Genomic DNA, 18,845 nt, shown 5'->3' with positions numbered 1-18,845 from the left:
GCCACTAAAGTGGAGGCCATGACCGAGACCCCCGCGCCCCACGCCCTCTGGCCCGCCCCCGTCGCGGACGGCGCCGTCCACGCCACCGTCACCGTGCCGGGCTCCAAGTCGGTCACCAACCGGGCCCTCGTGCTCGCCGCGCTGGCCTCCGAGCCGGGCTGGGTGCGCCGCCCGCTGCGCTCGCGCGACTCGCAGCTCATGTCGGACGCCCTGCGCGCGATGGGCGTCGGCATCGAGGAGACCGTCTCCTCCAGCTCCGCCGGCGAGGGCGCGGGCGGGGAGGCGTGGCGGGTCATCCCGGCGGCCCTGCACGGCCCGGCCACCGTCGACGTCGGCAACGCGGGCACGGTCATGCGCTTCCTGCCGCCCGTCGCGACCCTCGCCTCCGGCGACATCCGCTTCGACGGCGACCCGCGCTCCTACGAGCGCCCGTTGGGCGAGGTCATCAACGCCCTGCGCGTCCTCGGGGCCCGCATCGACGACGACGGCCGGGGCGCCCTGCCCCTGACGGTGCAGGGCGGCGGGGCGCTGGAGGGCGGCACGGTCGAGATCGACGCCTCCAACTCCTCGCAGTTCGTCTCGGCGCTGCTGCTCTCCGCGCCGCGCTACAACCAGGGCGTCGAGGTCCGCCACATCGGTGACACCCTGCCCTCCATGCCGCACATCCGGATGACGGTGGAGATGCTGCGCGCGGCGGGCGCCCAGGTCGACACTCCCGAGGCGGGCGGCGAGAAGGACGTGTGGCGGGTCACCCCCGGCGCGTTGCTGGGCCGTGACCTGGTCGTCGAGCCGGACCTCTCGAACGCGCAGCCCTTCATGGCGGCGGCCCTGATCACGGGCGGCACCGTGACCGTCCCCGACTGGCCGCGGCGCACCACCCAGCCCGGTGACGCGCTGCGCCGGATCTTCAACGAGATGGGCGGCTCCTGCGAGCTGACCGACGCGGGTCTGGTCTTCACCGGCAGCGGCAAGATCCACGGCATCGACGTGGACCTGGGCGAGGTCGGCGAGCTGACGCCGGGCATCGCGGCGGTCGCGGCGCTGGCGGACTCGGAGTCCGTGCTGCGGGGCGTACGCCACCTGCGGCTGCACGAGACGGACCGGCTGGCGGCCCTCACCGCGGAGATCAACGGCCTCGGCGGCGATGTCACCGAGACCGAGGACGGACTGCGCATCCGCCCGCGCCCGCTGCACGGCGGTGTGTTCCACACGTACGACGACCACCGGATGGCGACCGCCGGCGCGGTGATCGGTCTCGCGGTGGAGGGCGTCCTGATCGAGAACGTGGCGACGACCGCGAAGACCCTGCCGGACTTCCCGGCGATGTGGGCCGGGATGCTCGGCCAGGCGGCACAGGACGCGGGAGCGTAGGGCCCGTCATGCGCAGGTACGGCAAGAACACCGACGAGGACGACATCCGCTCGCGCCCCAACCCCAAGGGCAACCGGCCGCGTACGAACATCCGCCCCAAGCACGAGGACGCGGCCGAGGGCTTCGTCCTGACCGTCGACCGCGGCCGGCTCACCTGCCTGGTCGGGGAGCGCACGGTGCACGCGATGAAGGCCCGGGAGCTGGGCCGCAAGGCGGCGGTGGTCGGCGACCGGGTCTGGATCGTCGGTGACCTGACCGGCAAGAAGGACACCCTCGCCCGGATCGTGCGGATCGAGGAACGCAAGTCCGTCCTGCGGCGCACCGCGGACGACGACGACCCGTACGAGCGGGTGGTCGTCGCCAACGCCGACCAGTTGGCCGTCGTGACGGCGCTGGCCGACCCGGAGCCGCGGCCCCGGATGATCGACCGGTGCCTGGTGGCCGCGTACGACGCCGGGCTGGAGCCGCTGCTGGTCCTCACCAAGTCGGACCTGACCTCCGCGGACAAGATCCTGGAGATCTACTCGACGCTCGGCGTGAACTACGTCGTCACCAACCGCGAGGAGCTGGCCACCGGCGACGCGGCCGACCGGGTGCGCGAGCGGCTGAACGGCCGGATCACCGCCTTCGTCGGCCACTCCGGGGTCGGTAAGACCACCCTGGTCAACTCGCTGGTCGCCGAGGGCCGCCAGCGTGCGACCGGCCATGTCAACGCGGTCACGGGCCGGGGCCGGCACACCACCACCTCGGCCCTGGCGCTGCCGCTGCCGGGCGGTGACGGCTGGGTCATCGACACCCCGGGCGTGCGCTCGTTCGGCCTGCACCACGTCGACCCGTCCCGGGTGATCCTGGCCTTCCCCGATCTGGTGGGGGGCACGGAGGAGTGCCCGCGCGCGTGCAGCCACGACGAACCCGACTGCGCGCTCGACCAGTGGGTGGCGGACGGTCACGCGGACCCGGCGCGGCTGTACTCGCTGCGGCGGCTGCTGGAGACGCGGGAGCGCCGCGAGGGAGACTGATCGGCGCGGGCGGTCCCTCGGCCGGGCGGACCTCTCGTGTTTGCCGAAGATCGCCTCGGGATAAATGCATAATCGCACCAGGTGACGCGACGTCACGTGACGCGGGACGCACTCGGCACTCGGGACTCGGGAGGCATACGCCATGGCGTGGCTGCTGGTCGTGGTGGCCGGGATCCTGGAGACCGGTTTCGCGGTGTGCCTCAAGCTCTCCCACGGGTTCACCCGGCTGTGGCCCACGATCGCCTTCGCGTCCTTCGCGCTCGGCAGCTTCGGCCTGCTGACCCTGGCGCTGAAGAAGCTCGACGTGGGCCCCGCGTACGCCGTGTGGACGGGCATCGGGGCGGCCGGCACGGCCATCTACGGCATGGTCTTCCTCGGCGACCTCGTCTCGACCTTGAAGCTCGTCTCGATCTCGCTGGTCATCCTCGGTGTCATCGGGCTCCAGCTCTCCGGTTCGGCGCACTGACCAGTCCGAGCAGCCCGGCCGCCGCCGGCTCCTCGCCCGGGGCGCCCGGGGCGATCACGTAGGACAGCGCGAGTCGCACGACCAGCTCGCACCGCTGCGCCGGCTCCGTCGGGAGCGCGGCGGCCGCCCGGTCGCGGACGGCGCGCACCAGTTCCCCGGGCCCGAGCGCCGGGACGCCGGGTCGGACCGCCCGCCCGGGCGGGGCGGGCAGGTTCCCGTTCCACGACCCCGTCAGCAGGGCCCGTACGAGGGGACGCGCGCGGGCGGCCCGTACGGTCCACTCGGCGATCCCGGTCAGCCGTTCGGCGCTGCCCGCGGACGCCTCCAGGGCACGGTCCACGCCCCTCAGGTACCAGTCGGCCTCCCGGCGGACCAGGGCGCGCCCGAGCCCCGCCTTCCCGCCGAACTCGTTGTAGAGGGTCTGCCGGGACACGCCGGCGGCCGCGGCCACCTCGACCATCCGCACGGCGGGCCAGGCGCGCGCCGCCAGCGCCGCTCCCGCCGCTTCCAGCAAGGACTCCCGCGCCGCCGCCATCGTCGCCTCCCCGGCTCCCCTCCCAGGCTCCCCTCCCCCGTTCGCCTCCCGTCAGGGTTGACGGGGCGCCAGATCCTGTCAAGGGCGCCTGTCGGCCGTACCGTGGACGGCGTTCGCCGCTCGGCCGCGGTCTCGATACTGTTCGGGCATGCCCGAGTATGACGATGACCTCCGCCTCGCCCTCGAACTCGCCGACGCGGCGGACGCGGCCACCACGCAGCGCTTCCGCGCCCTCGACCTGCAGGTGGAGACGAAGCCGGACATGACCCCGGTGAGCGAGGCCGACAAGGCCGCGGAGGAGATCATCCGGGCCGGGATCCTGGCCGCGCGGCCCGACGACGCCATCCTGGGCGAGGAGTACGGGCTCAAGGGCGACGGCCCGCGCCGCTGGGTCGTGGACCCGATCGACGGCACGAAGAACTACGTCCGGGGCGTCCCGGTATGGGCGACGCTGATCTCGCTGACGGCCGAGGGCGCGGACGGGGTGTTCCGCCCGGTGGTCGGGGTGGTCTCCGCGCCGGCGCTGGGCCGGCGCTGGTGGGCGGCGAAGGGCAGCGGCGCCTGGGCGGGCGGCGCGCTCGGCGCGACCACGGCGATCGGCGTCTCGAAGGTCGCGACCCTGGGCGACGCGTCGTTCGCCTACTCCTCGCTGTCGGGCTGGGAGGAACAGGGCCGGCTGCCCGGTTTCCTGGACCTGACCCGCGCGTGCTGGCGCACCCGGGGCTACGGCGACTTCTGGCCCTACATGATGGTCGCCGAGGGTTCTCTGGACCTGTGCGCCGAGCCGGAGTTGAACCTGTGGGACATGGCCGCCATCGCGGTCGTCGTCGAGGAGGCGGGCGGCCGTTTCACCGGCCTGGACGGCGTCGACGGGGTGCACGGCGGCAACGCGGCCGCCTCGAACGGCCTGTTGCACGAGGAGATGCTGGCGCGCCTGCGCCCGCGCCCCTGAGACACCGGGGACGACCTGACGCGCCGTCGGTGCGCTCGGCCGGGCGGGTGTTGCCGAGCGCGCCCCCTTGATGACCCTGCGTATGCGTGGGAATCTGGGACTCCCCCGCTTGTGCGCTTGTGAAGCCCTTCTCTTGAGGCGGCCCTGTCACCCGGCGCACCCACCAGGGCGGGGACTCACCCAGGAGGTGGCTCTCTTCATGCTCGTCCGTGACGCCATGAGCACCGTGATCCTCACCCTCGGACCCGCGCACACCCTCCGGCAGGCGGCCTGCCTGATGTCCGGCCGGCGCGTCGGCGCGGCCGTCGTCCTCGATCCCGACCACAGCGGCATCGGCATTCTGACCGAGCGCGACATCCTCAACTCCCTCGGCGCCGGGCACGACCCCGACCGGGAGTCGGTGGGCGCGCACACCACCAACAACGTCGTCTTCTGCACGCCGGACGCCACGGTCCAGGAGGCCGCCGAGGCCATGGCGCACGGCGGCTTCCGCCATCTGATCGTGCTGGAGGACGGCGGCCCGGTGGGCATCGTCTCGGTGCGTGACGTGATCCGTTGCTGGGTGCCGGCGCGGCGCGCCGCCACGGTACCGGTGTAGCGACGCGGACGCCGACGGGCCGGCGCTCCGAGGAGGAGTGCCGGCCCGTCGTCGCGCCACGGCAAGCGTCCGTATCAGCCGCGGAGGGCCTGGACCGCGGCGTCCAGCCGCTTGCCGAAGTCACCGTCCGCCTGGCGGAAGTTGTTGATCGCGCGGTCGACGATGTCGTCACGGGAGACCTTGGCGATGAAGCCGGAGAGGTTCTCGACCAGACGGTCCTTCTCGTCCTCCGACATCAGCCGGTAGAGGTTGCCCGCCTGGACGAAGTCGTTGTCCTCACGGTGCACCGCGGTGGCGTGGTTGCCGGTGCCGCCGGTCAGCGGGACGGGCTGCCACAGCGGACGGTCCGTCTGGAACGGGCCGCCGAAGCTGTTCGGCTCGTAGTTCTTCGCGCCCTTGTGGCGACCGTCGTACAGCGCGCCGTCGCGGGAGTGGGTGCGCGCCTCGGTGGCGTGCGGGCGGTTCACCGGCAGGTGGTCGGCGTTGATGCCGACGCGGTAGCGGTGGGCGTCGCCGTACGCGAAGAGTCGGCCCTGGAGCATCTTGTCCGGGGACGGACCGATGCCGGGGACGAAGTGGGCCGGGCTGAAGATGCTCTGCTCGACCTCGGCGAAGATGTTCTCCGGGTTGCGGTTGAGCTCCAGCTTGCCGATCTCGATCGGCGGGTAGTCCGCGTGCGGCCACACCTTGGTGAGGTCGAACGGGTTGAAGCGGTACTCGGCCGCCTCGGCCGCCGGCATGATCTGGACCTGCACGCTCCAGCTAGGGAAGTCGCCGCGCTCGATCGACTCGCGCAGGTCGCGCTGGTGCGAGTCGGGGTCCTCACCGGCGAGCCGGTTGGCCTCGGCCTGGGTGAGGTTCTTGATCCCCTGGTCGGTCTTGAAGTGGTACTTGACCCAGAAGACCTCGCCGGCCTCGTTGTTCCACTGGAAGGTGTGCGAGCCGAACCCGTCCATGTGCCGGTAGGACGCCGGGATGCCGCGGTCGCCGAAGAGCCAGGTGACCTGGTGGGTCGACTCGGGGCTCAGGCTCCAGAAGTCCCAGACGTTGTCGGCTTCCTGCGAGCCGGTGTACGGGTCGCGCTTCTGCGTGTGGATGAAGTCCGGGAACTTGATCGCGTCGCGGATGAAGAAGACCGGGGTGTTGTTGCCGACGAGGTCGTAGTTGCCCTCTTCGGTGTAGAACTTCAGCGCCCAGCCGCGCGGGTCACGGCGGGCGTCGGCGCCGCCGAGGCTGTCCGCGACGGTGGAGAAGCGCAGGAAGGTCTCGGTCTGCTTGCCGACCTCGGACAGGAACTTCGCGCGGGTCCACTGCGAGACGTCACGCGTGAGCGTGAAGGTGCCGTACGCACCGGCGCCGCGGGCGTGCACGACGCGCTCCGGGATCCGCTCGCGGTTGAAGTGGGCGAGCTTCTCCAGCAGGAGCTGGTCCTGGACCAGGACGGGGCCGCCGACTCCGGCGGTCTCGCTGTTCTGGTTGTCGGCGACCGGGGCCCCGGCCTCCGTGGTGAGCGGTCCCTGCGTCACGTGCGCCTCCTGCGTCATTACTGCGTGTCCTGTCCTCAGCGTCTTCGGAATCGATCCTACAATGGACATTGTCCAAGTCAAGCAGTCATCCAATTCCGCACTGGTTCGGGAGTTACACCGAATCAGTCACACTGTTAGGCTGGGATGCATGAGTGACCTGCTGGAACGACTTCGCGGACGCGGATGGCGCATGACCGCACAGCGGCGCGTCGTGGCCGAGGTGCTCGACGGTGACCACGTTCACCTGACGGCCGACGAGGTGCACGCGCGCGCGGTGGCCAAGCTGCCGGAGATCTCCCGCGCGACCGTCTACAACACCCTGGGCGAGCTGGTCAGCCTCGGCGAGGTGCTGGAGGTCTCCACGGACCGGCGCGCCAAGCGGTACGACCCCAACGCCCACCGCGCGCACCAACACCTGGTCTGCGCCCAGTGCGGCGCGATCCGCGACGTCCACCCGGCGGGCGACCCGCTGGCCGATCTGCCGGACACCGAACGCTTCGGCTTCGTGGTCTCGACGGTCGAGGTGACGTACCGCGGGGTCTGCCCGAACTGCGCGGGCGCGTAGCAGCCGGAAAACGAAGCGGCCCCCGGAGCCTCGCACGGCTCCGGGGGCCGCTTCGTCGTGGCGACGTTCTCAGGGGCAAACGCCGAAGGCCCGGATCCAGTGGATCCGGGCCTTCGGGCTACTGAGTAGCGGGGACAGGATTTGAACCTGCGACCTCTGGGTTATGAGCCCAGCGAGCTACCGAGCTGCTCCACCCCGCGTCGGTAAACCTGACTTTACGCGACCCTGCCCGGCAGATGCAAATCGCTTAACGTTTCCAGCCCCGCCGGCGTGTGAGGCGCGGGGTCCGGGGCGGAGCCCCGAAAACCCGGCGCAGCCGGGGCCGCTCCGCGCGACGGCGCCGCGGCCGGCTCCCGCGAACCCCGGCCAGGGGTTACGCCGAGAGCTCCTCCGCCAACGCGTCCCGCAGCCGCGCCGCCCGCTCCGAGACCTCGGCCGGCCCCAGCTCCATGGCCCGCACGCACCACTTCTGCCCCTCGTTCAGGTCCCCCTGCCGCGCCGCCAGCAGCCCCAGTCGCAGCGCGGCCCGGCCGTGGCCGGCCACCGCCGCGCGGGTCCACCACAGCGCCGCCTCCGGCTCGTTCCCCTCCCGGGCCAGCAGCAGCCCCAGGTTGAACGCCCCGTTCCGCGAGCCCGCCTCGGCCGCCTCCCGGTACCACCGCGCGGCCGCCGCGAGGTCACCCCGCGCCGCCGCCAGCATCCCGACCCGGACCTGGGCCCGCCGGTGGCCCTGCTCGGCGGCACGCTCGTACCACTCCTCGCTCTCGGTGCGCGGGACCCCGCCCACCGGTTCGCCCAGCGCCACCGGCTCCGGCGGCGGGGCCAGCGACTCCAGCAGCGCGGCCAGCCGGAACGCCGCCTCCGCGCTGCCGCCGCCCGCCGCGCAGCGCAGGTGCCGCTCCGCCGCGCGCTCCTCGCCGTCCCGCACCAGGGCGATGCCGACCTGGAGCGCGGCGTCGGTGTGCCCGGCCGACGCGGCCCGCTCGTACCACTTCAGCGCCGTCCGGTCCTCGTCCCGGCTGGCGAACAGGATGCCGAGGTTGAAGGCGGCGTCCACGCTGCCCGCCTCGGCCGCCTTCGAGAACCACGGCTCGGCGCCCTCCGCGTCCCCGCCCTGGAGCAGCAGGATCGCCAGGGCGTTGGCCGCCTCGCGGTGGCCCGCGTAGGCCGCCCGCCGGTACCACTGCTCGGCCTGCGCCGTCCGCTCCTGCGCGGCGCACAGCAGGGCGAGGTTGTACGCGCCGTTGTGGTCGCCCGCGTCCATCGCGACCCGGTACCACTTCTCGGCCGTCTGGGTCTCGCCGCGGGCCGCGTGCAGCGCGCCCAGGGCGTTGGCCGCGTTGCCGTCGCCTCCCTCGGCGGCCCGGCGCCACCACGCGGCCGCGCTCTCCTCGTCCCCGGCGTCGCGCAGCAGGAAGCCGAGGGCGCACGCGGCCCGCGCCTCCCCCTGCTTCGCCGAGGTCAGGTACCAGCGCCCCGCCTCCTTGAGTTCGCCGCGGGCCTCCAGCAGCGCGCCCAGGTGCAGCGCGGCCCGGCGGTGTCCGCGCGCGGCGGCCTGCCGGTACCACTGCTCGGCCTCGACGGGGTCGCCCTTCCTCAGGTGGCGGGCGAGGCGGTACGCGGCTTCGCGGTGCCCCTGCTCCGCCGCCGCGCGGAACCACCGCTCGACGCCCTTGTCCCCGCGGTGTTCAAGCAGGTCGGCCAGCCCGTAGGCGCCGAGGGCGTGGCCGGATTCCGCCGCCTGCCGCATCCAGTACTCGGCCGCCGGCTCGTCACCCCGCTCGCGGTAGTGCCGGCCCAGGGCGTGCGCGGCCGGCGCGGAGCCCGCGACGGCGGCGACCCGCCACCAGTCGGCGGCCTCGTCCGGGTAGCCGCGCTGATGCAGCAGTACCCCCAGATTGTTGGCGGCGGCGCGGTCCCCCTCGGCGGTGGCTCCCCGCAGGTACGGTTCGGCCCCGGCCAGGTCGCCCCGGCGCAGCAGCAACGCCCCGAGCACGCTCATGGCGCCCGGGTCCCCCTTGTCGGCGGCCACGCGGTGCCGGGCCTCCAGCTCCGCGTCACTGGCCACGTCGGTTTCGACGAACGCTTCGTCCGCGAAATCCGCATCGGTCAATGCGGTCTGCGCGTTAACGGTCTGAGCCCCCTTCTCGGCTTCCCTGCCCGACTCGACCCCGGACCTCACAAACCGCCCTGTCTCCAGCAGAGTTGACCTGTCCCCCATAAATCCCATCGTCGCATCACCTGCTACCCGCGTACACCTGGTATGTCGCAGCCAGTGAGGTCACTACAGCGTTTTGTCGACATGCCCACAGAGAGACAAGTCAAACACGCTTCCACCCCAACTCACCCGCCCCAGTGACCTCGTGACCGGCCGTATCCCCCGATCCCCCGAACGGTCAGGCCCGGACATGACGAAGGCCCGGATCCCATGGATCCGGGCCTTCGTTGTCAGTAGCGGGGACAGGATTTGAACCTGCGACCTCTGGGTTATGAGCCCAGCGAGCTACCGAGCTGCTCCACCCCGCGTCGGTGAAACCACAGTATCACGACGCGGGGCCGGTCCCTTACCGGTGATCGTCAACTGCCCGACTTCGGGGCCGTCAGCTTCGCCTCGGCGTCGACCGCCCGCTGGAGCGCCGCCTTGATGTCGTCCTGCGCCTTGCCATAGGCCGCCCAGTCGCCGGACTGGCGCGCCTTCTCCGCCGCCTCGACCGCCTTCTGCGCATCGGACAGGGCCCCCTGGACCGTCGGGTCCTGCGTGCCCGGGGTGGTGGTACCGGCGCCCGGCGGGGTGGTGGGCGTGGTCGGGGTGGTCGGCGTGGTCGGGGTGGTCGGCGCCTCCGCTCCGAACACCACGTTCAGCGCCTTCTCCAGGGTGTCCTCGAAGGCCGTCTGGCCGCCGTACGTCACCAGCACCTTGCGCAGCGTCGGGTACTTGAGCCCGCCGCCCTTCACGTACACCGGCTCGACGTTCAGCACGCCGTCGTCGAGCGGCACCGTCAGCAGGTTGCCGTACTCCACCTGGGAATCGCCCCGGCTCAGGATGTTGATCTCCTGGGCGATCTCCGGCTTGGAGTTGAACTTGCTCTGCACCTGCTTGGGTCCGTCGACGGGGGTACTGGTCGGCAGTTTCAGGATGCGGATCTTGCCGTAGTCCGGGGTGCCCGGGTCGGCGTTGACCGCCATGAAGGCGCTCAGGTTGTCCCGGCCGTTGGGGGTGAAGGTCGTCGTCAGCGAGAAGGCCTGTTCCTTCTGGCCGGGCATCTTCATCGACAGGTAGTACGGCGGCACCGCGCTGCCCGTCTTGGTGGTCGGGTCGTCGGGGACGGCCCAGACCTCCGAACCGCTGAGGAACGTCTGGGCGTCGGTGACGTGGTAGCGGGTCAACAGCTCGCGCTGCACCTTGTAGAGGTCCTGCGGGTAACGCATGTGGTCGATGAGCGCATTGGGGATCTCGCTCTTTGCCTTGACGGTGCCGGGGAACGCCTTCATCCAGGTCTTGAGGACCGGGTCCTGGGTGTCCCACTGGTACAGCTTGATCGTTCCGTCATAGGCGTCGACGGTGGCCTTGACCGAGTTGCGGATGTAGTTGACCCGGTTCTCCTGCGCCACCACCGCGCGCTGGCTGTTGGTGAGCGAGTCCGCGGTGGAGTCGCCGAGCGTGGTGCGCGAGGCGTACGGGTAGCCGTTCGTCGTCGTGTAGGCGTCCACGATCCACTGGATGCGGCCGTCCACCACGGCCGGGTAGGCCGCGCCGTCGATGGTCAGCCACGGGGCGACGGCCTCGACGCGCTCCTTGGGCGTGCGGTTGTAGAGGATGCGCGAACCGTCGCCGATGGCGCCGGAGTACAGGATCTGCGGCTCGCTGAACGAGAGGGCGTAGGCCGCCCGGTTGATCGGGTTGTCGAGGCTGACACCGCTCTTGCCGGTGTAGCTCGTCTCCTTCTCGCCCTTGTCGTCGGAGTAGTCGAGCTCCTTCTGGGGACCGCCGACGATCGAGTACTGCTTGGTCTGCTCGCCGTAGTAGATCTGCTGCTTGAACGCGTTGCCCGTGCCGAACTCGCCCTTGGAGGGGAGGTCGGACTGGATGAAGACCGGGTCGCCGTTCTTCGTGACCTCGGTGCCCTTGGCGGCGACCACGCCGTAGCCGTGCGTGTAGCGGAAGTGGTCGTTGATCCAGTTGTTCTTGGGGATGCCCGCCAGGTTGAGTTCGCGCAGGCCGATGACGGTGTCCTGGCCCTTGTAGCGGTCGACGGCGAGCGTCGCCGGGAAGCCGTAGTAGCCCTTGACCTGCTGGAGCTGCTGGAAGGCCGGCGAGACGATGTTCGGGTCGAGCAGCCGGATGCTCGCGGTGGTGTCGGCGTTGGCCCGGAGCTTGGCCTGGTCCGTGTTGGAGCCGACCCCCGGGTAGTCCTTCACCTCGGCGTTGGCGATGCCGTAGGCGTTCCGCGTCGCGTCGATGTTCTTCTCGACGTACGGCGCCTCCTTGGCCTGCTCGTTCGGCTGGACCTGGAACTTCTGCACGATCGCCGGGTACAGCCCGCCGATGAGGATCGCCGAGAGCACCATCAGGCCGAAGCCGATGACCGGGAGCTGCCAGGTGCGGCGCCACAGCGTGGCGAAGAACAGCAGCGCGCAGATCGCCGCGATGGCGACCAGGATCGTCTTCGCCGGAAGGTAGGCGTTGGCGTCGACGTACCGCAGGCCGGTCCAGTTGTCGGCGGCCTTGAAGTCACTGGACTTCACGGCCAGGCCGTACCGGTCGAGCCAGTAGGCGATCGCCTTGAAGCTCACGAACAGGCCGAGCAACACCGACAGGTGCCCGGTGGCGGCGGCGGTGGCCCGGGCGCCGGGACTGGTCACGCGCAGCCCGCCGTACAGGTAGTGCACGACGACGGCGGCGATCACCGACAGCACGACCGCCGCGAAGCCGAAGCCCAGCAGGAAGCGGTACCAGGGCAGATCGAAGGTGTAGAAGGACACGTCCAGACCGAACTGGGGGTCCTTCTTCCCGAACGGCACCCCGTTCACGTACATCAGCCAGGTCTTCCACTGACCGGCGGCGGAGGCTCCCGCGATCAGGCCGACGATCGCGGCGATGGCCAGGAGCAGCCACTTCTTGTACGGCGCGACGCTCATCCGGTAGCGGTCGAGGCTCTGCTGCTCCACCGACATCGCGCTGAGCGGCGGCCGCAGCCGGTGGGCCAGCCAGATGTTGAAGCCGACGGCGCCCGCCATCAGCAGTCCGAAGACCGCGAAGAGCCCGATCTTGGTCCACAGGGTGGTGGTGAACACACTGGAGTAAGCGACCGAGCGGAACCAGAGCCAGTCCGTCCAGAATCCCGCGAACATGATGAACGCCATGGCCAGCACGGCCAGCACGCCCAGAGTCGTCAGAAGAGTGCGGGCGCGCCGGGAGGGGCGGCCGACTCTCATCCGTGGCCCGGAGGGGCCTGCGCCGCGGTCCGGCATCTGGAAAGCCAAGGTGCGCACCTCTGAAAGTCGCTGGAGCTGGTCGTCAACCGGGCCCTGATCGTAGGGCCCACTCATGCAACTTACTGAGGCTTTGGTCAGTTCCCGCTATCCGGTGGAAAGGAGGCAGGATGTTGTCCATGTCCAACCTTTCGCCTTCCGGCACTCCCATGGCGGCCAGTCCGCTGACCCGCGCCTGCCTCGAGATCGACGAGTACGCGGCCGGCCTCGGCTGGGACCGGCCGGCCCGGCTCTTCGCCCTCGTCGACACCGCCCGTCTGCGCCGGCAGGAGCCCCGGCTGGCCGGCCAGCTCGGGCTCGACCAGGACGACGCCGGCAAGTCCTCCCTCACCCCGATCGAGCAGGAGGAGGTGCCGGCCAACACCCCGCTCGACAAGTTCCTGGGCACCATCGCCTGGCCCGACTCGGTCGTGGGCTGCGCGCTGACCGTGGAGCGGCTGATGCTGCCGCCGTCCGCGGAGGCGTCCGTACCGGAGGGGCTGAACGACAAGCAGCTCGCGAAGTGGGTCGCCGCGCACCCCGAGCGACAGGAGGTCCGCCTCACCGTGGCCGTGCTGCGCGACGGGGCCCGCGAGTCGGCGGTCCGACTGCGGGAGAAGGACTCCTCGACCGAGGTCCTCACCGGCAGCGAGCTGGTGCCCGGACTGGCGGAGGCGCTGGCCGCGACCTTCGCGTAGCCGCTCCCGGCAGGGGGGCGGGTCGGTCAGGACGTCGTGCAGCGCGGCAGGCCGGCCGTGTCCCCCTTGCCGATCTTCTCCAGGGACTGCTCGGCGTCGCCGATGGTGGAGACCTTGACCAGGGTCAGACCGTCGGGGACGTGCGCGGCGGCGGAGGCGCAGTTCTCGGCGGGCGTGAGGAAGAACCGGGCGCCGGCGTTACGGGCCCCGATGGTCTTCATCTGGATGCCGCCGATCGGACCGACCTTGCCCGTGTCGTCGATGGTGCCGGTGCCCGCGATGAACTTCCCGCCGGTCAGGTCCTGGGGGGTGAGCTTGTCGACGATGCCGAGCGCGAACATCAGGCCGGCGCTCGGACCGCCGACGTCGGCGAGCTTGATGTCGATGGGGAACGGGAAGGTGTGGTCGACCCCGGCCCGGATGCCGACGATGGCGTGACCGTCGTCCTGCGCCTTCCCGGACACGATCGTCACCTTGGCGGTGGTGTTCGGCTCGCGGCCGGCCTTCTCGGCCTCGGCCGCCTCGGCGGCGGGCACGATGACGAACTCGACCGGTTCCCCCGCCTTGTGCTTGGTGACGAGCTTGGCCACGTCGCCCGGCTCCGCCACCGGCGTCCCGTCCACCGACTTGATCACGTCTCCGGCGTGCAGCTTGCCCTCGGAGGGGCTGCCCTTGACGACGGTGGAGACCACGACGCGGACGGGAACCTCGATGCCCAGTTGCTTGAGGGCGGCCACCTTGGCGCTCTCCTGCGACTGGCTGAACTCCTCGGCGTTCTCCTGCGTCGATTCCTTGTCCGTCTTGCCGCCCGGGTAGAGGTTCTCGTGCGGCACCACGATGTTGTCCCCGGCCAGCCAGCCGTACACCGCTTCGAGCAGGTTCATGTCGTAGTCCGCCCCGGTGACGCGGACCGTCGTCATGTTGAGGTGCCCGGTGGTGGGGTAGGTCTTGTGCCCGGAGATGTTCAGGACGGGCTCGCCGCGCGATTCGCCGAGCGTGTTCACGGTGGGGCCGGGGCTCATCTCGGAGTACGGGACCTTGAGGAACACCCCTGCGCAGAGCAGTGCGAACAGCATGAGGGTGGAAGCGAGCATCGTCGCAGTGCGGCGTGGCATGGATCGACAGTACGGGACGCCTCTGGCGGGCGGCCCGTGGGGCCGGTCCGTACGAGGTTCGTCCGCCGAACTCTCAGCGGATTCTCAGGCCGGGCGGGTGCCGGACGGCCGGGTTCTCGCGCGGGCCTCTCGGGTGGGGCCTCTCGGGACGCGTCAGACGGCGTCGGAACCGGAGTGCGCCTTTTCCTGCGTTTTGAGGCGGCCGGGCTCGGCGTGGTCCATGGCCTCGCGGAAGCGTGCGTAGCCGGAGAGCTCGGATATGTCGCCGGCCGTGCGGTCGCGCGCCGCCCAGCTCCCCCATATCGCGGCCCCTATGGCGGCGAACAGCGGAATCAGCAACCACGCCAGTGACGCCATGGACGTGCCTCCCTGCCCCGAAAGTACGTGTCGTCGGTGGCTTCAACGCTCGTGCCCCGAAAGGGGTTACGCAAATCGAGGGCGTGTTGCGCGGCCGAACGGGTGTGAGGTTACCCCCTCCCGGGGGGCCGTACGGAGGCCGGGGGTTCAGCGGGCTTCGACGGGACCTAGCATGCCCCGACCCACTCCTCGGTGCCGTCGGTGAACGTCTGGTGCTTCCAGATCGGGACCTCGTGCTTGAGGTCGTCGATCAGCATCCGGCACGCCTCGAACGCCTCGCCCCGGTGGGGGCAGGAGACGGCCACGACCACCGCGAGGTCGCCCACCGCCAGGTCGCCGACGCGGTGTACGGCGGCGAGGGCGCGGACCGGGTACTTCGCCACGACGCGCTCGGCGATCCGGCGCATCTCGGCCTCGGCCGTGGGGTGGCAGGAGTAGCCGAGGGAGTCGACGTCGGCGCCGCTGTCGTGGTTGCGCACCGTGCCGACGAACAGCGTCGTCCCGCCCGTCGCGTCGTCACCGACCGCCTGGAAGACCTCGTCGATCGAGAGCGGGGTCTCACGGATCCGGAGCAGCCGGATCGGATCTTGGGCGGCCTGCTCGCCGGGGTGGTCGAAATGCGCCATGTCCCCATCGTGCCCTAGCCGGGGCCCCGGCGAAATAGCTGATTCACCCGGCGCGACGCGGCCCCCTTGGGAGCCTCCTACAGGAACCGCCGGCGGCGGCCGACCCGGGCGGCCCGACACCACGCGTGGCGCGGGCCGGCCCCTCAGATCCCTCGGCGCTTGCGGGCCCGGCGCACCGCGGCGGCGGCGCCCAGCAGGGCGACCGTCGCGCCCGCCGCGCCCGCGGCCGTGGCGGCGTCCTTGCGACCCAGCCGGCGGCCGGCGACGGTGTGCCGGCCCGCGACCTCCTGGAGCAGCTCGGCCAGCACCTCCTCGTTGGTCCAGCGCGGCCGCCAGCCGGCGGCGTGCAGCGCGCTGACGCTGACCACCCACGGGTGCATCGTGTACGCGAGGTCGCCCGCCGGGGACGGCGTCAGGCCGATCCGGTGCAGCCGGGCCGCGGCCCCCAGCGCGACGGCCGAGGGCAGCTCCATGCGGCGGATGCCGCTCAGCTCCTCGACCTCCTCCTGCTCCAGCCAGCCCTCGCAGCCGACCGCCAGCTCCCCCTCGACCTTTTCCAGGGCGGCGTACTCCAGGGCGCTGACCAGGTCCTCGACGTGGCAGAACTGCCAGGTGGGCCGGGATCCGGCGACGACGAGGAGCCGGGGCGACTCGAAGTAGCGGGTCAGCGCGGTGTCGGTGCCGCCGACCAGTACGGCGGGGCGGACCACGGTCACGTTGAGCCCGGGGTGCGCGCGGGGCGCCCGGCGGCCGAGCCGCTCGATCTCCAGCAGGTCGCCGACGCCGGTGGCCTCGGCGGTGGCCCGCAGCTCGGAGTCCTCCGCCAGCGGGATGTCGTTGTCGGGCAGCGCCCCGTAGACCATCGCGGAGGTGCAGAGCACGACGCGGTGCACCCCGGCCGCGGCGGCTGCGGTCAGCACGGTCTGGGTGCCGCGCACGTTGTACGCGGTGCGGGCCGCCGGGTCCGTCTCCAGGTCCAGGTCCAGCGCGAGGTGCACGACCACGTCGGCGCCCCGCAGCTTCTCGGCGATCGCGGGGTCCCGCACGTCCAGGACGTGCCAGGTCGCGGACGCGCAGTCGCCGCGCCGCTCGTCGATGGCCACGACCTGCTTGACCTCGTCGGATGCGGCGAGGCGGCGCACCAGCGCCGCGCCGACCCCGGACGCGGCGCCGGTCACCGCGATCACGGGACCTCGGACGGCCGGGTTTCGCGGCGGGCGAACGCCGCCCTCGCCGGCTTCCACGGGGTCTTCGGCGTGCGGCGCGGGGTCGGGCTCGTGCGAGCTGTCTTTGTCCAAAGCGTGCGGATCTGGGGAACTCACCGGGCGTCTCCAGCGGTTGTCTTCAGTGGGGACGCGTCGTGACGCGTACCCACCAGGTGATGTCCATCCTGCCGCAGCCCAGGAGCCGGCGGAGCACCGAGCCCGGAAGCGGGCCGGGTGTCTACGCTGGGTGGTGTTGTCGGACCATTGCCCGTCGGCACCCGCCGGCGGCCCTACGAGCCGAGGAAACCCGTGAGCGACACCCCATTCGGATTCGGCCTTCCGCCGGAGGAGCCGGAGAACGGCGACGAGGGCAAGAAGAAGGGCAGCGAGGGCGGCCAGGGCGGCCCGAATCCGTTCGGGTTCGGCACGGGGCTGCCGGGCGGCGCCGGGACCCCGGGCGGCGCGGACAATCCGTTCGCCGCGATGTTCGGCGCCATGAACCCGAACGACCTGGGCGCGGCCTTCCAGCAGCTCGGCCAGATGCTGAGCTACGAGGGCGGTCCCGTGAACTGGGACATGGCCAAGGACATCGCCCGCCAGACCGTCGCCCAGGGCACGGCGGACGGCGTCAAGGACGCCAGCGTCGGCATCGCCGAGAAGTCGGCGGTCCAAGAGGCACTGCGCCTCGCCGACCACTGGCTGGACGGGGTCACCTCGCTGCCGTCGGGCGCCACGACCTCCGTGGCGTGGAGCCGGGCGGAGTGGGTCGAGGCCACCCTGCCCGTGTGGAAGGAGCTCGTCGACCCGGTCGCCGAGCGCGTCGGCGTCGCCATGGGCAGTGTGCTGCCCGAGGAGATGCAGGCGATGGCCGGGCCGCTGCTCGGCATGATGCGCTCCATGGGCGGGGCCATGTTCGGCCAGCAGATCGGCCAGGCCGTGGGCGTGCTCGCGGGCGAGGTCGTCGGCTCGACCGACATCGGGCTGCCGCTGGGCCCGGCCGGCAAGGCCGCGCTGCTCCCGCTGAACATCGAGGGCTTCGGCAAGGACCTGGGCGTGCCGTCCGAGGAGGTGCGGCTGTACCTCGCGCTGCGCGAGGCGGCGCACGCCCGGCTCTTCGCGCACGTGCCGTGGCTGCGCTCGCACCTGTTCGGCGCGGTCGAGGGCTACGCGCGCGGCATCAAGGTCGACACCTCCAAGCTGGAGGACGTGGTCGGCCAGATCGACCCGTCGAACCCTGAGCAGCTTCAGGAAGCGCTCCAGGGCGGCATGTTCCAGCCGCAGGACACCCCGGAGCAGAAGGCCGCGCTGGCCCGTCTGGAGACGGCGCTCGCGCTGGTCGAGGGCTGGGTCGACGCGGTGGTGCACGAGGCGGCCAAGCCCCGGCTGACCTCGGCGGACGCCATGCGCGAGACGATGCGCCGGCGCCGTGCCTCGGGCGGCCCGGCGGAGCAGACCTTCGCGACGCTGATCGGGTTGGAGCTGCGCCCGCGTCGGCTGCGCGACGCGTCGCGGCTGTGGGCGTCGCTCACCGACGCCCGCGGGGTGGACGGCCGCGACGGGCTCTGGGAGCACCCGGACATGCTGCCCACGGCCTCCGACCTGGACGACCCGGACGGGTTCGTGCACCGCGAGCAGCTCGACTTCTCCGAGATCGACAAGATGCTCGGCGAGGCGGCCCGCAAGCACGAGCAGGGCGGGCAGGGCGAACCCGGCGGCCGTGGCCAGGCCGACGGCGAGGGCGACGGCCGGGGCGACGGGGGCGAAGAGAAGAAGTGAGCCTGTACGACGACGCGGTCCTCGTCCTCAAGGGGTACGAGGACCAGCCCGAGCTGCGCGACCTGTATCTGGAGCACCTCGCCGCCCATCCGGACGGCGTCTACAAGCCCTGTCGGGCCGGGCACATCACCGGCAGCGCACTGGTGGTGGACCCGGCGCGGGGCCGGGTGCTGCTGACCCTGCACAAGAAGCTCGGCATGTGGTTGCAGATGGGCGGCCACTGCGAGCCGGACGACACGACCCTCGCGGAGGCGGCGCTGCGCGAGGCCCGCGAGGAGTCGGGCATCCCGGCCGGGCTGACCCTGCTGCCGGGTGGCCCCGTACGCCTGGACCGGCATCCGATCCCGGAGCCGTGCAACTGGCACCTGGACGTGCAGTACGCGGCGCTGGCCCCGGCCGACGCGGTGGCGGAGATCAGCGAGGAGTCGCTGGACGTGCGCTGGTTCCCGTACGAGGAGGTGGCGGCGGTCGCCGACGCCTCGGTGGTCCGGCTGGTGGAGGCCACGCGGGCGCGCCTTTGAGGGCCGGACGTGCGGGTGCGTGACGTACAGGTCCGTGACGTAC

General features: G+C 71.8%; 17 protein-coding genes and 2 tRNA genes. 9 read left to right on the top strand and 10 right to left on the bottom strand.

The annotated features are described in order from the left end of the window. Window positions 1-18: 18 nt before the first annotated feature. The 3 genes from aroA to ACFVXJ_RS28140 all read left to right on the top strand — a co-directional run bounded on the left by aroA (window position 19) and on the right by ACFVXJ_RS28140 (window position 2,856). Window positions 19-1,371 carry a 3-phosphoshikimate 1-carboxyvinyltransferase gene (gene aroA, locus ACFVXJ_RS28150; RefSeq protein ID WP_389665875.1) on the top strand — a complete coding sequence of 451 codons (1,353 nt, stop codon included), beginning with the start codon at window positions 19-21 and terminating at the stop codon, window positions 1,369-1,371. A gap of 8 nt (window positions 1,372-1,379) precedes the next feature. Then, on the top strand, window positions 1,380-2,390 hold the full coding sequence (gene rsgA / locus ACFVXJ_RS28145; RefSeq protein WP_389665873.1) for a ribosome small subunit-dependent GTPase A: 1,011 nt from the start codon (window positions 1,380-1,382) through the stop codon (window positions 2,388-2,390). A 142-nt stretch (window positions 2,391-2,532) separates the two neighbouring features. Beyond that, window positions 2,533-2,856, top strand: a complete 324-nt coding sequence (locus tag ACFVXJ_RS28140; protein WP_190183336.1) for a multidrug efflux SMR transporter — start codon at window positions 2,533-2,535, stop codon at window positions 2,854-2,856. On the opposite strand, the gene ACFVXJ_RS28135 is transcribed toward ACFVXJ_RS28140, so the two are convergent. Continuing rightward, window positions 2,822-3,391: a TetR/AcrR family transcriptional regulator gene (locus tag ACFVXJ_RS28135; protein ID WP_389665871.1), complete on the bottom strand. Its 570-nt coding sequence runs from the start codon at window positions 3,389-3,391 to the stop codon at window positions 2,822-2,824. The two genes, ACFVXJ_RS28140 and ACFVXJ_RS28135, sit on opposite strands and share 35 nt — an antisense overlap. Before the next feature lie 148 nt (window positions 3,392-3,539). Here ACFVXJ_RS28135 and hisN point away from each other — a divergent pair, with 148 nt between their 5' ends. Both hisN and ACFVXJ_RS28125 read left to right on the top strand, forming a co-directional pair. Further along, window positions 3,540-4,343: a histidinol-phosphatase gene (gene hisN, locus ACFVXJ_RS28130; protein WP_389665869.1), complete on the top strand. Its 804-nt coding sequence runs from the start codon at window positions 3,540-3,542 to the stop codon at window positions 4,341-4,343. 199 nt (window positions 4,344-4,542) lie between these two features. Then, complete coding sequence (locus ACFVXJ_RS28125; protein WP_389665867.1) at window positions 4,543-4,941, top strand: cyclic nucleotide-binding/CBS domain-containing protein; 399 nt, start codon at window positions 4,543-4,545, stop codon at window positions 4,939-4,941. Window positions 4,942-5,015: 74 nt separating this feature from the next. On the opposite strand, the gene ACFVXJ_RS28120 is transcribed toward ACFVXJ_RS28125, so the two are convergent. Then, the gene (locus ACFVXJ_RS28120; RefSeq protein WP_389665865.1) at window positions 5,016-6,485 is read right to left on the bottom strand and encodes a catalase; all 1,470 of its coding nucleotides are present in this window, start codon (window positions 6,483-6,485) and stop codon (window positions 5,016-5,018) included. Window positions 6,486-6,615: 130 nt separating this feature from the next. Here ACFVXJ_RS28120 and ACFVXJ_RS28115 point away from each other — a divergent pair, with 130 nt between their 5' ends. Next, a complete protein-coding gene (locus tag ACFVXJ_RS28115; RefSeq protein WP_389665863.1) occupies window positions 6,616-7,032 on the top strand; it encodes a Fur family transcriptional regulator in 417 nt (138 codons plus the stop codon). A gap of 126 nt (window positions 7,033-7,158) precedes the next feature. Here the strand turns inward: ACFVXJ_RS28115 and ACFVXJ_RS28110 are convergent. The 4 genes from ACFVXJ_RS28110 to ACFVXJ_RS28095 form a co-directional block, all read right to left on the bottom strand. Then, window positions 7,159-7,232: transfer RNA gene (locus ACFVXJ_RS28110), tRNA-Met, on the bottom strand. Window positions 7,233-7,405: 173 nt separating this feature from the next. Then, window positions 7,406-9,262 (bottom strand): tetratricopeptide repeat protein, encoded by a 1,857-nt coding sequence (locus ACFVXJ_RS28105; protein ID WP_389665861.1) that lies wholly within the window; start codon window positions 9,260-9,262, stop codon window positions 7,406-7,408. Window positions 9,263-9,484: 222 nt separating this feature from the next. Further along, window positions 9,485-9,558 (bottom strand) — tRNA-Met (locus ACFVXJ_RS28100). A gap of 51 nt (window positions 9,559-9,609) precedes the next feature. Next, window positions 9,610-12,504 carry a UPF0182 family protein gene (locus ACFVXJ_RS28095; RefSeq protein ID WP_389665902.1) on the bottom strand — a complete coding sequence of 965 codons (2,895 nt, stop codon included), beginning with the start codon at window positions 12,502-12,504 and terminating at the stop codon, window positions 9,610-9,612. Between the two features lie 131 nt (window positions 12,505-12,635). On the opposite strand from ACFVXJ_RS28095, the gene ACFVXJ_RS28090 reads away from it, so the two are divergent. Next, window positions 12,636-13,202, top strand: coding sequence for a PPA1309 family protein (locus ACFVXJ_RS28090; RefSeq protein ID WP_389665859.1), 567 nt, complete (start codon window positions 12,636-12,638; stop codon window positions 13,200-13,202). A gap of 26 nt (window positions 13,203-13,228) precedes the next feature. On the opposite strand, the gene ACFVXJ_RS28085 is transcribed toward ACFVXJ_RS28090, so the two are convergent. The 4 genes from ACFVXJ_RS28085 to ACFVXJ_RS28070 form a co-directional block, all read right to left on the bottom strand. Beyond that, window positions 13,229-14,317 (bottom strand): PDZ domain-containing protein, encoded by a 1,089-nt coding sequence (locus ACFVXJ_RS28085; protein ID WP_389665857.1) that lies wholly within the window; start codon window positions 14,315-14,317, stop codon window positions 13,229-13,231. A gap of 153 nt (window positions 14,318-14,470) precedes the next feature. Continuing rightward, window positions 14,471-14,674 carry a hypothetical protein gene (locus ACFVXJ_RS28080; protein WP_389665855.1) on the bottom strand — a complete coding sequence of 68 codons (204 nt, stop codon included), beginning with the start codon at window positions 14,672-14,674 and terminating at the stop codon, window positions 14,471-14,473. 167 nt (window positions 14,675-14,841) lie between these two features. After that, complete coding sequence (locus ACFVXJ_RS28075; protein ID WP_389665853.1) at window positions 14,842-15,300, bottom strand: molybdenum cofactor biosynthesis protein MoaE; 459 nt, start codon at window positions 15,298-15,300, stop codon at window positions 14,842-14,844. 143 nt (window positions 15,301-15,443) lie between these two features. Then, a complete protein-coding gene (locus ACFVXJ_RS28070) occupies window positions 15,444-16,544 on the bottom strand; it encodes an SDR family oxidoreductase (protein WP_389665900.1) in 1,101 nt (366 codons plus the stop codon). A 270-nt stretch (window positions 16,545-16,814) separates the two neighbouring features. Here ACFVXJ_RS28070 and ACFVXJ_RS28065 point away from each other — a divergent pair, with 270 nt between their 5' ends. Next, the gene (locus tag ACFVXJ_RS28065) at window positions 16,815-18,281 is read left to right on the top strand and encodes a zinc-dependent metalloprotease (RefSeq protein ID WP_389665851.1); all 1,467 of its coding nucleotides are present in this window, start codon (window positions 16,815-16,817) and stop codon (window positions 18,279-18,281) included. After that, the gene (locus ACFVXJ_RS28060) at window positions 18,278-18,802 is read left to right on the top strand and encodes an NUDIX hydrolase (RefSeq protein ID WP_389665849.1); all 525 of its coding nucleotides are present in this window, start codon (window positions 18,278-18,280) and stop codon (window positions 18,800-18,802) included. The genes ACFVXJ_RS28065 and ACFVXJ_RS28060 overlap by 4 nt, the downstream gene beginning before the upstream one ends. The last annotated feature ends 43 nt before the right edge of the window (window positions 18,803-18,845 follow it).

The sequence above is a fragment of the Streptomyces sp. NPDC058279 genome, from assembly GCF_042881255.1.
In the GTDB taxonomy this organism is placed as follows: domain Bacteria; phylum Actinomycetota; class Actinomycetes; order Streptomycetales; family Streptomycetaceae; genus Streptomyces.
The sequence above is the reverse complement of the archived record's forward strand: the minus strand, read 5'-3'. Positions and strand labels throughout refer to the sequence as shown.

Bases quoted from the DNA above. Each gene is read 5' to 3' on its own strand.
- aroA (WP_389665875.1), top strand. From the start codon at position 19: ATGACCGAGACCCCCGCGCCCCACGCCCTCTGGCCCGCCCCCGTCGCG.
- rsgA (WP_389665873.1), top strand. From the start codon at position 1,380: ATGCGCAGGTACGGCAAGAACACCGACGAGGACGACATCCGCTCGCGC.
- ACFVXJ_RS28140 (WP_190183336.1), top strand. From the start codon at position 2,533: ATGGCGTGGCTGCTGGTCGTGGTGGCCGGGATCCTGGAGACCGGTTTC.
- ACFVXJ_RS28135 (WP_389665871.1), bottom strand. From the start codon at position 3,391: ATGGCGGCGGCGCGGGAGTCCTTGCTGGAAGCGGCGGGAGCGGCGCTG.
- hisN (WP_389665869.1), top strand. From the start codon at position 3,540: ATGCCCGAGTATGACGATGACCTCCGCCTCGCCCTCGAACTCGCCGAC.
- ACFVXJ_RS28125 (WP_389665867.1), top strand. From the start codon at position 4,543: ATGCTCGTCCGTGACGCCATGAGCACCGTGATCCTCACCCTCGGACCC.
- ACFVXJ_RS28120 (WP_389665865.1), bottom strand. From the start codon at position 6,485: ATGACGCAGGAGGCGCACGTGACGCAGGGACCGCTCACCACGGAGGCC.
- ACFVXJ_RS28115 (WP_389665863.1), top strand. From the start codon at position 6,616: ATGAGTGACCTGCTGGAACGACTTCGCGGACGCGGATGGCGCATGACC.
- ACFVXJ_RS28105 (WP_389665861.1), bottom strand. From the start codon at position 9,262: ATGGGATTTATGGGGGACAGGTCAACTCTGCTGGAGACAGGGCGGTTT.
- ACFVXJ_RS28095 (WP_389665902.1), bottom strand. From the start codon at position 12,504: ATGCCGGACCGCGGCGCAGGCCCCTCCGGGCCACGGATGAGAGTCGGC.
- ACFVXJ_RS28090 (WP_389665859.1), top strand. From the start codon at position 12,636: ATGTTGTCCATGTCCAACCTTTCGCCTTCCGGCACTCCCATGGCGGCC.
- ACFVXJ_RS28085 (WP_389665857.1), bottom strand. From the start codon at position 14,317: ATGCCACGCCGCACTGCGACGATGCTCGCTTCCACCCTCATGCTGTTC.
- ACFVXJ_RS28080 (WP_389665855.1), bottom strand. From the start codon at position 14,674: ATGGCGTCACTGGCGTGGTTGCTGATTCCGCTGTTCGCCGCCATAGGG.
- ACFVXJ_RS28075 (WP_389665853.1), bottom strand. From the start codon at position 15,300: ATGGCGCATTTCGACCACCCCGGCGAGCAGGCCGCCCAAGATCCGATC.